This is a genomic window from Vibrio sp. QJM3NY_15 (assembly GCF_057785995.1).
Genome location: NZ_CM173518.1, coordinates 1552758 through 1568051 on the forward strand (window position 1 = coordinate 1552758; position 15294 = coordinate 1568051).

The following is a 15294-nucleotide window of genomic DNA, read 5'->3' on the forward strand; positions in this document are numbered from 1 at the left end:
TTAAATGAATCGACTTTGCTGTATGCTTTTTGAATAAAAAGATCGAACATGCAGCAATTTGATTTAAATGTCAGCAAACAGAATTTAAATTCACATTTTTGTTTGACTATCTTCACTCAATCCGTAAAGTAGGCACCCGAACACAGCGGGGCTAACGTTTAGTCTGTTCTAACGTGTTGAAAAATGGCGCCTTGGCAGAGTGGCTATGCAGCGGATTGCAAATCCGTGGACCTCGGTTCGACTCCGGGAGGCGCCTCCATTCTCTTTCTCTCTTTTTAGTTAATGAGAAATTAGACGAATGAAAATGCGATACTAGCTCAGTTGGTAGAGCGCAACCTTGCCAAGGTTGAGGTCATCGGTTCGAACCCGATGTATCGCTCCAAATTTTGTAATGTTGATTAATTTTGACATTAAGATGGTGTTTTACTTTTCAGTAATCGGCATCGCAATAAAGAATTGCGTGCCCTGGTGGTGGAATTGGTAGACACAAGGGATTTAAAATCCCTCGGCGTTCGCGCTGTGCCGGTTCAAGTCCGGCCCGGGGCACCATCTATTTGATTGTTATCTTGTTTGGTAGTGATCAACAGAGTCGTTCTCTTAAAACACGACTTGAAGGCGCCTTGGCAGAGTGGCTATGCAGCGGATTGCAAATCCGTGGACCTCGGTTCGACTCCGGGAGGCGCCTCCATCATTTAGAAGAAACCAGTCCTTGTGGCTGGTTTTTTCGTTTCTGGCTTCTTTGTTTCTTGTTTCTTCATCCTTGCCTCTTCTTTTCTCCCCTTTACCTTTCATAAACCCACTCTATTTTGATGAGATCCTAAGTTGAACCTTTGTTGATAGACCGGTAAATAAATCAAAGTCACAATTAACCATAATGCTCAATTTGTTTCATGGTTTTATGGGATAACCCAAATTAAAACATGCGCATGAGTGATAGTGTCCCTCTTTTATATTTCTTTAATTGTTCTATAAGAGGTTCTTAAATATGCAATTTAGTCTAAAGAGAAAAATGGTTTTCTCTGTAGTTTTGGCGATTGCTGTTACATCTGCCATTCTTCTTTTCATGGGTTATAAGACTTTTCAAACAAACAGCTGGCAAGCAATAGAAAGTGAAAGTCGCAATACACTTCAAGCTCATGCTAAGGGCATCAGTGACTGGTTTTATGATAAGAAACAAGCAGTACACGGACTTAAGCAACAAGTGCAGCTTAACCCTTCAATAGATATCGTTCCTCATTTACGTCAAACCTTGGTATCTGGTGGGTTTGGATTGAGTTATTACGGTAACAAAGAAGGTGAGATGTTCCGTCATGATCCTTCATTGAATAAAGCGGGCTATGACCCAAGAGTCCGAGGTTGGTATAAACAAACCTTAGCTGAGAACCGCGCAGTGACAACCAAGCCGTATGTGAGTGTGACGATGCAAACCTTGGTGGTGACATTGACAGACCCTGTGACCGAGAATGGATCGATCATCGGTGTTGTTGCATCAAACTTGGCATTAGACAAATTGATTGAAGACGTATTAGCCATTCAGGTTCCGGGGAATGGACGTGCGATTCTGATTGATAAGCAAGGAACGGTCGTTGCTCATCAAAATAAAGATTTCATTCTGAAACAAGTCAATGATATTGCGCCAGAGCTGAGTGTGTCTGGCTTGAACAGTGCTGCGCAAAACTTGACGACGATCTTTACTCAAGTGGACGGTGCTGAGCGAGTCATCATGGCTGAGCCGATTAAAGGCACTGACTGGTTACTTGTGATTGAAATGGATAAAGACGTACTAGAGCAGCCTCTGTTCGATATGTTGATTAGCCAAATCACTACAGGTTTGGTTGTATTGATCGTTATGGCTGCAGCAACCTCATGGTTTGTTGCTCGTCAATTAGTTGAGCTGGGTCGAGTGAGTGAAGCATTAGCTGATATTTCGGAAGGGGAAGGCGACCTCACACAAAGACTACAAGTGTCGAGCCAAGATGAGGTGGGTCAACTTGCCGATAAGTTTAATGTCTTCGTTGATCGGCTCCATCAAATGATGCAAAACGTCACTCAAGTTTCTACAGCGATGAGCAGCGGTGCCGAGCATGCTAATACCAGTGCGATGAAGCGCAGTGATAGTGTAAGCAGGCAACAAGATGAGATCACGATGGTGGCAACGGCTGTGACAGAAATGGCGACAGCAACAGCCGAAATAGCGACGAATGCTGAGAGTACGGCGAAAAGTGCGACTCACTCGGTGGAGTTGAGCGAGCAAGGCTTCCAACAGATGGCTAAAAGCCAATCATCGATTAATGACCTCGCTACTGAGCTAACAAGTGCTGTGTCTATCATCAGTGAGCTTGAAGAGCATGGTCAGCAAATCGCGTCTATCTTGGCGACGATTCGCGAAATAGCGGAGCAAACGAATTTACTCGCGCTTAATGCGGCTATTGAAGCGGCAAGGGCAGGTGAACAAGGGAGAGGTTTTGCTGTGGTTGCTGATGAGGTTCGTGTGCTTTCTCAACGTACTCATGCTTCAACAGAAGAGATCGAAGACAAGATCAAACGCTTACAGCAAGCGACTAATGGTGCGGTTAAAGTGATGACACAAAGTCACGATATGGCGAAAACAAGCGTGCACGATGTGGATATGGCCGGAGAGAGCTTGGCTCAAATCCGTGAAGCGATTCAGATGATCAGTGACATGGCGACTCAGATTGCCTCAGCTGCTGAGGAACAGTCTTTAGTCACCGCGGAAATCAATGCGAATACGGAATCTGTTCGCGAAGTCAGTGATGTAATGGCACTTGATGCAACAGATGCAGTCTCGCAAGCCGATCAGCTCAGCCACCTAGCTAACGATCTCAAACAGGAACTCTCAAGATTTAAACTTTAAGTTCAGTTAAAATCATAAAGAGCACAAGTCATTACAGGCTTGTGCTCTTTTTGATGCAGCCAGCATCAACTTAATTCACTGCCTCAGTGCTTATCGAAGAAATCTTTGTTACGAATATACTTACTCATTAGGTGATAAGAGAAAGGCCTTATCAACCAGCTAAAGATAGAGCGACCAAGGCGGATTAATGTCGGTGTGTTTTCGTAGATCCTGCCGTTATAGAGCCAAAGTATTTTCCCTACATGCCAATACAGCAGTGGCACGGGCGGCATGAAGGTGACAATATCGATGTCACAACAGATACGGTAGGTTTTCTTGCTTAATCGGTAGTTCTTTTTGAAACTCCAATCACCCACAGCGGGTTGGCCAAACGTCACAATTCGTTTAATACAGCCTGGGTACTTTTGGTCTAGGTAGTCAGCAAAGACGCAGCCAATCGCGCCGCCAGAAGAGTGCCCGGTGATAGAAATCCTTTTTCCTTGCTCTAACAATGGTATGAGCGTGGCCTCTAAGCGTTCGATAACGGTTTGCCCAAGTTTGTCTTCGTTACGACTCGGTTGGCTTTCTTGAAACATGAGATGATAGAAACCAGCATGTACACGATAATTCAGCCCAATCCTTTTACAGCTTCTGGTCCATAGTGCAAAAGTGAGTAGCCAGTCAGAAACACTGTGTGACCCCTTGATAACCACGACGACTTCATCTTTGTCGCTGCTCCATAAGACTCGAATCATGGTTTTACCAAATTGGTTCTTTATGATGCGCTGCCCATTAGGATCGAAACCGTATCGAGTTTGTTTAAATACTCTAGGGTAGGCGAGGTTACAGAGCACGGCGTAGCGTTCATATTGGTATCGTTTAAGTGGCTTCACGTTTTTATTTCGTAATAGTCGTTACTTAAAACTTTAGTCTTTGAATGTGAAAAGCACATGAAAACGAGGGAGTGTTTTGTTCATTCAATGGAATCAACAGTATTTAGTGAATCTCCAAACTGGATTTCGGCTTATGAGTTCCTGTTAAAATTAAAACCTACGTATAAGAACCGTACAAGCTGCACTAAATTCATTCGTTTGAGTTCGATAATTAATCACTTGAATTGAAAGATAAAATTTACTGTTGACGAATTTTTTCTATCCGTTAAAGTACACCTCGTTCTCTCGGCTTAGGTCGCAGAGAGATGGTGTTTTACTCTTCAGTAATCAGCATCGCATGATTGCGTTGCCCTGGTGGTGGAATTGGTAGACACAAGGGATTTAAAATCCCTCGGCGTTCGCGCTGTGCCGGTTCAAGTCCGGCCCGGGGCACCATCTATCTAGTTTCTACTTTAAGTAGAGTGTTGAACAAAGAGTGGTTCTCTTTAAACACTTCAATATATTTATATGTTGATTAAGGCGCCTTGGCAGAGTGGCTATGCAGCGGATTGCAAATCCGTGGACCTCGGTTCGACTCCGGGAGGCGCCTCCATTCTCTTTCTCTTACGTTTTGATAAGGTAAGAAATTAGAAGAATGAAATTGCGATACTAGCTCAGTTGGTAGAGCGCAACCTTGCCAAGGTTGAGGTCATCGGTTCGAACCCGATGTATCGCTCCAAATTTTGTAATGTTGATTCATTTTGACATTAAGATGGTGTTTTACTTTTCAGTAATCGGCATCGCAATAAAGAATTGCGTGCCCTGGTGGTGGAATTGGTAGACACAAGGGATTTAAAATCCCTCGACGTTCGCGTTGTGCCGGTTCAAGTCCGGCCCGGGGCACCATCTATTTGATTGTTACCTTGTTTGGTAGTAATCAACAGAGTTGTTCTCTTTAAACACTATTGAAGGCGCCTTGGCAGAGTGGCTATGCAGCGGATTGCAAATCCGTGGACCTCGGTTCGACTCCGGGAGGCGCCTCCACTATTCAACGTTGAAAGGCCAGCAGAAATGCTGGCCTTTTTGCTATCTGAAATTTCATATCCTCGCGATTCCTCGAAACTGCTGACGTTTACTATCTGTTATTGCATTTTAAGTTTCTTAATTTCTTAATTTCTTAATTTCTTAATTCTGAATTGGTCTAGTGGCTTCGTTACTCTATTAGCCGTTTAAATACTTTAGATATGTGGCCGGAGTAGGGGCTGGTTTTGAGATAAAACTTAAATCAAACTTTTCCATTTACGTGTTTGCCAAACTAACTGTTAATCGGGTGTGGTGTTTGTGAGTAAAATAGACAGTTCGACGAGTATGCCGTCTGAGGTTTTAGGCATTAAGTTCTTCACATTTATACATAGTTACTCATGAACCTGTAACGCTTTCATGAGTTCTTACACTTCTCAAGTCTTTAAATGAAAATGATTGTCATTTACTTACGTTATTGCTAACCTATTGTGAAAGTTTACAACCTACTTCTTAATGCGTTGAAGTGTATATAAAACCCCTCTAAACCCTACCAAACCTACGGTTATTCGTTTGCTTTGACTGATAATTAAGCAGATCTACCTCTTTTGTCCTACCCCTTTTGGGTAGTTCGATTTCGTAATTGATTTACATCATATTTTCATTTTCTTTCATAATTCATTATTCGTGTAGTTAAGAAATATATAACCTTCAGGAATTCTTATGAGCAAGATGAAGCTAGTCGTAATCGGTAACGGGATGGTAGGCCATCGCTATATCGAAGATTTAGTCGAGAAGACAGATGTCGCTAACATGGACATCACGGTGTTCTGTGAAGAGCCTCGCGTAGCCTATGACCGTGTACACCTTTCTTCTTATTTTTCACACCATACTGCGGACGAACTTTCTTTAGTTAAAGAAGGCTTCTACGAGAAACACGGCATCAACATGCTGATCGGCGAACGTGCAATTAACGTTAACCGTGAGAAAAAGACTGTTTACTCAAGCACAGGTCGTGAAATTCAATACGACAAACTTGTTCTTGCAACTGGTTCTTTCCCATTCGTTCCGCCAATCAAAGGTCACGAAGGTAAAGACTGTTTCGTTTATCGCACAATTGAAGATTTGAAAGCGATTGAAGCAACCGCTAAGAACTCAAAGTCTGGTGTTGTTGTCGGTGGTGGCTTACTAGGCCTTGAAGCGGCGGGTGCACTGAAAGCACTTGGCGTAACCACACACGTTGTTGAGTTCGCTCCTAAGCTAATGGCTGAGCAACTTGACCAAGCGGGTGGTAACCAACTTCGTCAAAAAATCGAACGTATGGGCGTAAACGTTCATACAAGCAAAAACACGCTAGAAATTGCTCCTGAAGGCACTGAAGCTCGTAACGTGATGCGTTTTGCAGACGGAACTGAGCTAGAAACTGATTTCATCGTATTCTCTGCTGGTATTCGCCCACAAGACAAACTTGCTCGTCAAATGGGCCTAGGTATTGCACCTCGTGGCGGCATCGAGATTAACGATCACTGTCAAACGACAGACAAAGATGTTTACGCAATCGGTGAGTGTGCGTCTTGGAACCAAACGTTCTACGGCCTTGTTGCTCCTGGTTACAAAATGGCGACCGTTGCTGTTGACCACGTTGTTGGTAACGAAAGCACATTTGAAGGTGCCGACATGTCAGCGAAGCTGAAGCTTCTTGGCGTGAAAGTGGGTTCTATCGGTGACGCAAATGGTCGTACACCGGGTTGTAAGAGCTACGTTTACCAAAACGAAGAGTCTGAAGTTTACAAACGCATCATCGTTTCTGAAGATAACAAGAAGTTGCTTGGTGCCGTAATGGTCGGTGACACATCTGATTATGGCGATCTTCTACAGTTAATGCTGAATGAAATCGAGCTACCAGAACACCCAGATGCATTGATTCTTCCTGCTCACGCAGGTGCTGAAAAACCAACACTTGGCGCGGACTCTTTACCAGAAACTGCCGTTATCTGTTCTTGTTTCGATGTAACGAAAGGCAAGATCGCTCAAGCGGTTGCTGAAGGTCATCACACCATTGGTGATATCAAAGCAGTCACTGGCGCAGGTACAGGTTGTGGTGGTTGTATTCCACTTGTGACTTCAGTGCTAAACGCTGAACTTGCTAAAGCAGGTGTGGAAGTGAAGAACGACGTTTGTGAGCACTTTGCTTACTCTCGCCAAGAGCTTTTCCACCTGATTCGTATCGAAGAAATCAAAACATTCGATGAGTTACTAGAGAAATACGGTAAAGGCTACGGCTGTGAAGTATGTAAACCTCTAGCGGGTTCTATTCTTGCTTCTTGCTGGGGTGAACACATCCTCAAGCCTGAACTAGTGAAACTGCACGATACCAACGATAACTTCCTAGGTAACATCCAAAAAGACGGTACTTACTCTGTTATCCCTCGTATGGCAGGTGGTGAAGTAACACCTCAAGCACTTAGTGTTCTTGCGGATGTGGCGGCTGAATACAACCTGTACACCAAAATCACAGGTGCACAACGTATAGGTCTGTTCGGTGCTCAGAAAGATGACTTACCAGCAATCTGGAAGAAGTTAATCGCTGCAGGTTACGAAACGGGCCAAGCTTACGCAAAAGCACTTCGTATGGCTAAGACATGTGTTGGTTCAACTTGGTGTCGTTACGGCGTTCAAGATTCAGTTGGCCTAGGCGTGATGATCGAGAACCGTTACAAAGGCATCCGTACTCCTCATAAGATGAAGTTTGGTGTGTCGGGCTGTACTCGTGAGTGTGCTGAAGCTCAAGGTAAAGATTTAGGTATTATCGCGACTGACGCGGGTTGGAACATGTACGTGTGTGGTAACGGTGGTATGAAGCCTCGTCACGCAGACCTACTGGCTAGCGACCTAGACCAAGAAACATTGCTGAAATACATCGACCGTTTCATGATGTTTTACATCCGCACGGCTGCGCCACTGCAACGTACTTCGGTATGGATGGACAACCTAGAAGGTGGCGTTGACTACCTACGTGAAGTGATTGTTGATAACAAACTTGGCATCAACGACCAGCTTGAAGCTGACGTGGCTGGCTTAGTGGGTAACTTCGCTTGTGAGTGGACTGACACTATCAACGACGAAGCTCAACTTAAGCGCTTCTCACATTTCATCAATGCTGATGACCGTGATGAAAACGTTGTGTTTGTTGACGATGGCCGTGAACAACACCGTCCAGCGACATTCACAGAGAAACACCCAGAAGCGAAGGGCGACATCCTTCACGTTGAACTGGTTTAATTGGGAGACGACATCATGGCATTTACCAAAGTTTGTAAGATCGAAGATATTATTCCAGGTACCGGTGTTTGTGCATTGGTTGGTGGTGAGCAAGTTGCTATTTTCCGCCCAACGAAAGCCGAAGAAGTGTTCGCTATTAGTAATACTGACCCGTTTTTCCAATCAAACGTTTTATCTCGCGGTTTAACGGTTGAACACAAAGGTGAGCTTTGGGTGGCGAGCCCACTTAAGAAGCAACGCTTTAACCTAGCAACAGGTGTGTGCATGGAAGACGAGAACTTCAGCGTGAAAGCGTATAAAGCTCGTATTACCAAAGGTGCTGTTGAAATCTCAGCATAATCGAATACGTAACAAGATTTGATAGTTCAAGGGTTCTAGTTCCCGACATTGCCTTAGTTCGGCAGCTAGAGCCTTTTCCTATCCAATTTTAACTTTTAATTTTAACTTTTTAAGGACAATCTTATGTCTCCTGATTTTAAACCAGCTGAATTCGTTCAAACGATGATCGATGTGGGTGAAGCGAAAACGAAAACAAGTACTCGCGATCTTCTGATTCGAAGCACAATGGCAGGCATCATTCTTTCTCTTGCTGTTGTTGTGGCAATTACGACTATTGTGCAAACAGGCATTGGTATTGTTGGCGCGCTTGTGTTCCCAGTGGGCTTCGTCATTCTAAGTGTTATGGGCTACGACCTAGTAACGGGTGTATTTGGCCTTGCTCCTTTAGCGAAATTCGATAACCGCCCAGGTGTGACTTGGGGTCGTGTTTTACGTTGTTGGGGTATTGTTGGCCTTGGTAACCTCATCGGTTCTCTAATCGTTGCGGTATTGGTTGCTATCTCATTAACGGGTAACTTCTCTTTAGATCCAAACGCAGTCGCACAAAAGTTCATTGCGGTTTCTACAGCTCGTAGCTTAGGTTTTGAAAACATGGGTATGGACGGATGGATCACGTGTTTCGTACGCGGTATCTTCTGTAACCTAATGGTATGTCTAGGCGTGATTGGTAACATGACAGCACGTACTGTGTCTGGTCGTGTAGCAATGATGTGGTTCCCAATCTTCATCTTCTTCGCACTAGTATTCGAGCATACAGTAGTAAACATGTTCCTATTCCCACTGGGTATGATTCTAGGCGCTGATTTCGGTATCGCAACATGGTTGAACTTCAACCTTATCCCTACAATCCTTGGTAACATCGTTGGTGGTTTGTTCTTAACATGTGTTCCTTTGTTCCTAACACATGCTAGAACCGCTCCTTCTCTAGGTGCTAAGTAATTCTGAATACGGTGAAACGTAATTTAGTATGAGATTAAGAGCCCCAACAACATGTTTGGGGCTTTTTTAGTTCGAAAGCCTTAAACATCATCAATGCGTTGATTTTTATTGAGTAAAATAGCTGCAATAGACTGTTTTGTTATAATTACTTCTATCTTCGTTAGTATTTAGACTGAATATTTAACTCAACACCTGATAGTCTAAGGGTTAAGGATTTGGATAAGTCATCATTAATACAGTGACTTATCACATAGATTGAAGCTTGAGATAAAACAAGCAAACCTTCGGAGCACAGCATGTCAGAAGTATCGTCATCGAATGTTAAAGAAGTAACCAAAGGATTGGTTTCATTAGTAGGCGCGGGCCCTGGTGACCCTGACTTACTTACCCTCAAAGCGGCACGTGTTATTCAACAGGCTGATGTGGTCGTTTATGACCGCTTGGTATCTAAAGATATTTTGGCAATGGCTAACGCCGATGCAGAAATGTTGTATGTGGGGAAAAAGCTCGACCATCACTGTGTACCACAAGATCAGATCAACCAACTGCTCGTAACTAAAGCGCAAGAAAATAAGCATGTTGTTCGCCTTAAAGGCGGTGACTCGTTTATCTTTGGTCGTGGTGGCGAAGAGTGTGAAACTCTCGCTGAAAATGGTGTGAAGTTTGAAGTGGTACCCGGAATCACGGCAGCGGCAGGCGCGACGGCTTACGCGGGGATTCCGCTTACACATAGAGATCACGCCCAAAGCGTTCAATTCATTACTGGCCATCTTAAGAAAGACGGTGAAGATATTGATTGGCGCTCGCTTGCTCAGCACAACCACACGATTGTGTTCTACATGGGTCTGAAAGAGAGCCCGAACATTCAGAAAAACTTGCTTGATAACGGTATGCGATCAGACATGCCCGTTGCGATTATTGAAAATGGTACGCGCCAAGAACAGAAAGTGTTCCGTGGTGGTTTGAGTGACTTAGCTAACCTTGCGAGTGTCGCAAAAAGCCCAGCACTTATCGTTGTTGGAAGTGTTGCTCAGCTCCATGAAAAACTGGCTTGGTTTAACAAGCAAGCTTAAGTGATTGATGATCAAGCTTAGCTTGTTAGCTTGGTTGATAGTTAACCAAAGGCTTAGCTGACTAAGAATCAAATACTGCAGCGGCTGCCTTGTCGCTGCATTTCTTGTTTACGCATCGGCATCTCATCAATCAGGTTAGTGATCAGGTTCCAATCGGTTTTTCCGCTCCATCTGTGCTTCTCTTGTCCGTCTTTACCTATTAAAACAGCGGTATGCGACCCTTTTTGTATCTCATAGATGCTCGTTACTGCCTCTAGATTAAACTCCTCATCAAGCCATGTCGGTACGGTATAGCCACTTTCTGCTATTACCATCACGACCACATCACGTTCGTCCAATTGACAGTTGTTTATCAGTACTTCATTGAGAAACGCTTTAACGACAGAGTCTTCCGTTGGCGCGAAATAGATCACGCTGCGATGAGGGAGTAATTTGGAATGGGAATAGGCTGGGTAAGCGTGTAGCGAGTTGACTGACAGAATCATAAACATAACCGCGCTTGTTACTAGATTTTTTATTGATTTGGATAATGCTTTGGCTAACGCTGCACAGCAACGTGGCAACACTGAGCCGTTGGTGTCGCTGCGAATACATGATCTAATTGTTTGTCGGTACTGCATGTTCCACCTTCCTTGATAATCTCGAACAAGCTCTGAGTTAAACTAATATCAACTACGTTAAGCATAGCTAATGAGTTCATTTTTATTAAAGAAAGCGGCTCGCATTTTAGAGTTGAATAGAATAGGGTATACGGAAAATCTAAAGGTATGAATTTATGGAAAACATAGCAATTTTGGTCGACGTTCAGAACGTTTACTATACAACGCGTGACAAATACCGTTCTAACTTCGACTATAACCAGTTTTGGTATGTTGCCACGGAAGGGCGTAACGTGGTTGAAGCCAATGCTTACGCGATCTCTAGCCAAGATCCAAAACAGCGTCAATTTCACCACATCCTTCGTGGTGTTGGCTTTAACGTAAAGTTAAAACCGTTTATTCAGCGTCGAGATGGAAGCGCAAAGGGGGATTGGGATGTCGGTATCGCGTTAGATGCGATAGAACTTGCTGAGACAGTTGATACCATTGTTTTAGTATCTGGTGACGGTGATTTCGAAATCCTTGTTGAGCGAATCAAAGAACGATTTGGTAAGCCAGTTGAAGTGTATGGTGTACCGGGGTTAACTGCTCAAAATCTTATCGATTCTGCCTCAAAATTTGTACCGATTGAAAAAGATTTCTTACTATAGGGTAAATCTCGCATTTTATAATTGAAATCAATAATAACGATAATTAAAATGCAAACTATTATTATTTATCGGTTTGTATGATGTCGCGCGTTTTAGTTGTTGATGATGATATTCAGTTATGTGAATTGTTGGGTGAAGTCTTAGAAAATGAAGGGTATCACGTTGATACCGTTCATTGTGGCGAGTCTGCGCTTGAGTTCATTCAGTCTCACCCTGTTGATTTAGTGTTACTTGATGTGATGCTACCTAACCTCAGCGGTATTCAAGTTGCTAGACGAATTTGTCAGCGCTTTGCTACCCCCATTCTTATGCTAACCGCTCTTAACGACGATGCCTCGATGCTCGACGGATATCAAGCGGGTGCCGACCAATACATCGCCAAACCTTTCAATGTCCCTGAACTGCTGACCCGCATTAAGGTGATCTTGCGCCGTGTTGGTTTCGAGCGTCAGAGACAGTCTTTAGCTTCATCTAACCATGGTTTGTGTGAACAACTTTCTCGTTTACCACTAACCGGGACAGAAAAAGATCTGCTTGATTACTTGGTCAAAAACGACGGGATCGTTGTATCGAAATCTGACCTTCAAATCCATGTTCTTAAGAAAGAGCTTTGCCCTTTCGATCGTAATTTAGATATGCATATCAGTAATATACGTCGAAAATTGGTTCAGGCTGGTTTGTCCAAGCAACATATCAAAACTGTTCGAGGTAAAGGCTACAGTTACCTAGAGTCGGTAGGGGTATGAGTAAAAAATTGCTGCGTTGCCCTGATTTTATTGCCAAGCGTAAGGATGGCTTAACGTTTCAATTATTCAGCTATCTGACGGTGATCCTAGTAAGCATCTTGATCCTTCAAGGTGTGGCGGAACGAGCGCTGATGAAAGCCTTATTGAAGGTACCTGAGTCGGTAAAGTCTGAAATGCTCGACCTAGCCTATCAAGCCAACGTGCTGATTGAGGAAGGGGATATGGATGAGTTAGCCGACTGGGGTAATGCTCAAGGCTACTATCTGTTTGTTATCGATGATAATAATCGACCCATTACTCATCGACACATGCACCCGCACTTTGAATTCAAACTCAAGTACTTGCGTACCTTAGATCATCAGTTGAGCGATCGCGTCAGTAAGCCTATCTTCGGTTTGCCACTGAATAATGGCAACACTTTAGTCATTCAACTACCGCACCAGTTTCATCCGGCTAAATCCTTTGCTCCATATTCCTACATGCTGAAAGCCTTGATTGCATTGGTCGTATTGTCGCTGTTCTCCATTATTATGGCAAAAAGCCTGCAGCAACCTCTGGATCGTTTAAGGGAGGCGAGTCGAAGATTAGCGCAAGGGGATTTCTCGGTGAGTGTTGTGTCTGAGCTTGATTCAACCACGCGTGAATTCAACGAACTTGCCCATGATTTTGATCATATGACTCGTGAGATTAAGTCACTGGCAGAAAAGCAGCGTCGTTTGATTCGTGATGTGTCCCATGAGCTACGAACGCCATTGGCAAGGCAAAATCTCGCCTTACATCTTTTGCGCAGCAAGGTCGATGATAAGAGCATTAGCTTGCTTGAGCGAATGGAAAGCGAAACTGAAGAGATGAATAAGCTGGTGGGGGAAATCCTTGAATTCAGCCGCCTTGAAACGTCTCGTTATGACTCCAAGTTAAGCTTGATGCATCTTGAGCATTACTGTTCGATGCTCATCGCGCAGATGCAAAACGACTTGAAGCCGAACCAAACCTTAGTGGGCGATTTAGAGACGCCGACATCAATGGTTCATGTTGACGAGAGGTTGCTTCTCAGAGTGATTGGTAATTTGGTCGGTAACGCAATTAAATACGCCGGTGAGAATGCTCATGTTGTCGTGACGACTTACGAATTGTTAACCGACAAACGTTACAGTGTCATATCCGTGGAAGATGACGGTGATGGCATTCCTGACAACAAGATTGCAGGGATATTCGACCCGTTTACTCGCATAGAGTCAGCGCGCGATAAACAGTCTGGTGGTTACGGGTTAGGCCTTGCGATTGTTAAAGAAGCGATGGGTGTGATGAATGGGCACGTTACTGCTAAGAATAGAGATGGTGGAGGGCTTAGAGTGAACCTTATGTTCCCAATCGCCGATTAGCTTTCTGTTTTTATCTGTCGTGCTCCATAGCTAACTATGACTGAAAGCTTGCTGAGAAACATGGCTTAGAAATATAACTAAGAAATATAGCTTAGAAACATAGCCCAATAAAAAACGCCACTGCAGATGCAGTGGCGTTTTTGTTTATACCTTTTTCATTATCAGCTAAGGCATAGCCATTAATTACGCCTCAGCTTGAAGGTAAGAAGCTAGATTATGCCTGTTGGCGTGCTAGCTTAACTTCTTCTTCTTTCTCACCAGCTGCCGGGTCGTTGAAGCGAGACTCATCAAGAGAACCTTCAGACTTAGCAACGATGATAGTTACGGCACTATCACCTGTGATGTTTACTGCGGTACGAATCATATCAAGAAGGCGGTCAACACCCATGATTAGAGCAATACCTTCAAGCGGTAGACCAACTTGGTTCAATACCATCGCTAGCATAACAAGACCAACACCAGGAACACCTGCAGTACCAACAGACGCCAATGTCGCTGTTAGGATAACCATTAGGTAATCACCCATAGTCAGGTCGATGTTATAAGCTTGTGCGATAAACGCAGTTGCAACACCTTGCATGATAGCTGTGCCATCCATGTTCACTGTTGCACCTAGTGGTACTGTGAATGAAGCGACTTTGTTGTCTACGCCCATGCGGTTTTTAGCCGTTTCCATTGTGACTGGAATCGTTGCGTTCGAAGAGGCAGTTGAAAACGCAAACATGATTGCATCTTCCATCTTACGTAAGAACGTAATCGGGCTTAGGCCTGTGAATCCTTTAAGCATCGCACTGTAGGTAACCAAACCGTGTAGAAGTAGGGTACCTGCAAGCACTAAGAAATATTCTGCTAGGTTCCAAATTGCGCTTAAACCAAGGCCAGAGAACAGCTTCGCCATCAAGAAGAACACACCGTAAGGTGCAAGGTTCATCAGAAGAGCGACAAGCTTCATGATCACTTCGTTCAAGTCAGAGAAAACCGCGGCGATACGCTCACCAGGTTTACCCGCTGCACTGATTGCAATACCAAACAACACAGCAAATACGATAACTTGCAGCGTTTTACCCTCAGCCATCGCCTGAATAGGGTTGGTTGGGAACATGTCGATGATTACTTGGCCCAAAGAAGGGGCATCAGCTGATTTGAAAGAGCTCGCAGCAGTAAGATCCGCACCAGCTCCAGGCTGGAACAGGTTACCGATAGTAAGTGCTAGAGTGATAGCAACGGCTGTAGTACCGATATAAAGTGCAAGCGTTTTGCCCCCCATACGGCCAAGAGTTGATAAATCTTTAAGAGAGCTTGTACCGCACACTAGTGAAACGAAGACTAGAGGTACAACAAGCATTTTTAAACTGGCGACAAAAATCTGTCCGCCTACTTCAAAGAGTCCGTTAACGATGTAGTTGTTAACAAATCCGCTGTCTGCAAAAAGGGATTGAATGGCAAACCCCGTTAATATGCCCACGACCATACCGAGGATAACTCGACCAGTTAGAGACATAGGTTTCTTGGTATTCATTTAGAACACTCCTTATTAT

General features: G+C 44.0%; 11 protein-coding genes and 9 tRNA genes. 17 read left to right on the forward strand and 3 right to left on the reverse strand.

The features are described from left to right. The first annotated feature begins 185 nt into the window (after positions 1 to 185). From AC3CKG_RS23125 to AC3CKG_RS23145, 5 genes are all read left to right on the forward strand, one after another. Positions 186 to 259: transfer RNA gene (locus AC3CKG_RS23125), tRNA-Cys, on the forward strand. Positions 260 to 306: 47 nt separating this feature from the next. After that, positions 307 to 382: transfer RNA gene (locus AC3CKG_RS23130), tRNA-Gly, on the forward strand. A gap of 80 nt (positions 383 to 462) precedes the next feature. After that, positions 463 to 549, forward strand: a tRNA-Leu gene (locus tag AC3CKG_RS23135). 65 nt (positions 550 to 614) lie between these two features. Continuing rightward, positions 615 to 688: transfer RNA gene (locus tag AC3CKG_RS23140), tRNA-Cys, on the forward strand. 297 nt (positions 689 to 985) lie between these two features. Next, on the forward strand, positions 986 to 2875 hold the full coding sequence (locus AC3CKG_RS23145; protein WP_488529461.1) for a methyl-accepting chemotaxis protein: 1890 nt from the start codon (positions 986 to 988) through the stop codon (positions 2873 to 2875). 83 nt (positions 2876 to 2958) lie between these two features. Here the strand turns inward: AC3CKG_RS23145 and AC3CKG_RS23150 are convergent, their stop codons facing one another. Next, the gene (locus tag AC3CKG_RS23150) at positions 2959 to 3747 is read right to left on the reverse strand and encodes a lipase family protein (protein WP_065113050.1); all 789 of its coding nucleotides are present in this window, start codon (positions 3745 to 3747) and stop codon (positions 2959 to 2961) included. Between the two features lie 348 nt (positions 3748 to 4095). Between AC3CKG_RS23150 and AC3CKG_RS23155 the strand changes: the two genes are divergently transcribed. The 9 genes from AC3CKG_RS23155 (at position 4096) to cobA (ending at position 10379) form a co-directional block, all read left to right on the forward strand. Beyond that, positions 4096 to 4182, forward strand: a tRNA-Leu gene (locus tag AC3CKG_RS23155). Between the two features lie 83 nt (positions 4183 to 4265). Beyond that, positions 4266 to 4339: transfer RNA gene (locus tag AC3CKG_RS23160), tRNA-Cys, on the forward strand. Between the two features lie 50 nt (positions 4340 to 4389). Then, a tRNA-Gly gene (locus AC3CKG_RS23165) sits at positions 4390 to 4465 on the forward strand. Between the two features lie 80 nt (positions 4466 to 4545). Further along, positions 4546 to 4632, forward strand: a tRNA-Leu gene (locus tag AC3CKG_RS23170). A gap of 64 nt (positions 4633 to 4696) precedes the next feature. Then, positions 4697 to 4770 (forward strand) — tRNA-Cys (locus AC3CKG_RS23175). Positions 4771 to 5469: 699 nt separating this feature from the next. Continuing rightward, complete coding sequence (gene nirB / locus AC3CKG_RS23180) at positions 5470 to 8028, forward strand: nitrite reductase large subunit NirB (RefSeq protein ID WP_076670776.1); 2559 nt, start codon at positions 5470 to 5472, stop codon at positions 8026 to 8028. Between the two features lie 15 nt (positions 8029 to 8043). Beyond that, positions 8044 to 8367 (forward strand): nitrite reductase small subunit NirD, encoded by a 324-nt coding sequence (gene nirD, locus AC3CKG_RS23185; RefSeq protein WP_004731122.1) that lies wholly within the window; start codon positions 8044 to 8046, stop codon positions 8365 to 8367. Positions 8368 to 8490: 123 nt separating this feature from the next. Next, positions 8491 to 9306 (forward strand): formate/nitrite transporter family protein, encoded by an 816-nt coding sequence (locus AC3CKG_RS23190; protein ID WP_017109568.1) that lies wholly within the window; start codon positions 8491 to 8493, stop codon positions 9304 to 9306. Positions 9307 to 9602: 296 nt separating this feature from the next. After that, positions 9603 to 10379, forward strand: coding sequence for a uroporphyrinogen-III C-methyltransferase (gene cobA / locus AC3CKG_RS23195; protein WP_249632949.1), 777 nt, complete (start codon positions 9603 to 9605; stop codon positions 10377 to 10379). A 68-nt stretch (positions 10380 to 10447) separates the two neighbouring features. Here the strand turns inward: cobA and AC3CKG_RS23200 are convergent, their stop codons facing one another. After that, positions 10448 to 10999 (reverse strand): DUF4174 domain-containing protein, encoded by a 552-nt coding sequence (locus tag AC3CKG_RS23200; RefSeq protein ID WP_488529462.1) that lies wholly within the window; start codon positions 10997 to 10999, stop codon positions 10448 to 10450. Between the two features lie 155 nt (positions 11000 to 11154). Between AC3CKG_RS23200 and AC3CKG_RS23205 the strand changes: the two genes are divergently transcribed. The 3 genes from AC3CKG_RS23205 (at position 11155) to AC3CKG_RS23215 (ending at position 13756) form a co-directional block, all read left to right on the forward strand. Continuing rightward, positions 11155 to 11628: a LabA-like NYN domain-containing protein gene (locus tag AC3CKG_RS23205; RefSeq protein ID WP_009845414.1), complete on the forward strand. Its 474-nt coding sequence runs from the start codon at positions 11155 to 11157 to the stop codon at positions 11626 to 11628. An 80-nt stretch (positions 11629 to 11708) separates the two neighbouring features. Beyond that, a complete protein-coding gene (locus tag AC3CKG_RS23210; protein ID WP_017104767.1) occupies positions 11709 to 12374 on the forward strand; it encodes a response regulator transcription factor in 666 nt (221 codons plus the stop codon). Then, the gene (locus AC3CKG_RS23215; RefSeq protein ID WP_488529463.1) at positions 12371 to 13756 is read left to right on the forward strand and encodes a histidine kinase sensor domain-containing protein; all 1386 of its coding nucleotides are present in this window, start codon (positions 12371 to 12373) and stop codon (positions 13754 to 13756) included. Before AC3CKG_RS23210 ends, AC3CKG_RS23215 begins: the two co-directional genes overlap by 4 nt. Positions 13757 to 13970: 214 nt before the next feature. On the opposite strand, the gene AC3CKG_RS23220 is transcribed toward AC3CKG_RS23215, so the two are convergent. Next, positions 13971 to 15275 (reverse strand): dicarboxylate/amino acid:cation symporter, encoded by a 1305-nt coding sequence (locus AC3CKG_RS23220; protein ID WP_009845411.1) that lies wholly within the window; start codon positions 15273 to 15275, stop codon positions 13971 to 13973. Positions 15276 to 15294: the final 19 nt, after the last annotated feature.

Bases quoted from the DNA above. Each gene is read 5' to 3' on its own strand.
- AC3CKG_RS23145 (WP_488529461.1), top strand. From the start codon at position 986: ATGCAATTTAGTCTAAAGAGAAAAATGGTTTTCTCTGTAGTTTTGGCG.
- nirB (WP_076670776.1), top strand. From the start codon at position 5,470: ATGAGCAAGATGAAGCTAGTCGTAATCGGTAACGGGATGGTAGGCCAT.
- nirD (WP_004731122.1), top strand. From the start codon at position 8,044: ATGGCATTTACCAAAGTTTGTAAGATCGAAGATATTATTCCAGGTACC.
- AC3CKG_RS23190 (WP_017109568.1), top strand. From the start codon at position 8,491: ATGTCTCCTGATTTTAAACCAGCTGAATTCGTTCAAACGATGATCGAT.
- cobA (WP_249632949.1), top strand. From the start codon at position 9,603: ATGTCAGAAGTATCGTCATCGAATGTTAAAGAAGTAACCAAAGGATTG.
- AC3CKG_RS23200 (WP_488529462.1), bottom strand. From the start codon at position 10,999: ATGCAGTACCGACAAACAATTAGATCATGTATTCGCAGCGACACCAAC.
- AC3CKG_RS23205 (WP_009845414.1), top strand. From the start codon at position 11,155: ATGGAAAACATAGCAATTTTGGTCGACGTTCAGAACGTTTACTATACA.
- AC3CKG_RS23210 (WP_017104767.1), top strand. From the start codon at position 11,709: ATGTCGCGCGTTTTAGTTGTTGATGATGATATTCAGTTATGTGAATTG.
- AC3CKG_RS23215 (WP_488529463.1), top strand. From the start codon at position 12,371: ATGAGTAAAAAATTGCTGCGTTGCCCTGATTTTATTGCCAAGCGTAAG.
- AC3CKG_RS23220 (WP_009845411.1), bottom strand. From the start codon at position 15,275: ATGAATACCAAGAAACCTATGTCTCTAACTGGTCGAGTTATCCTCGGT.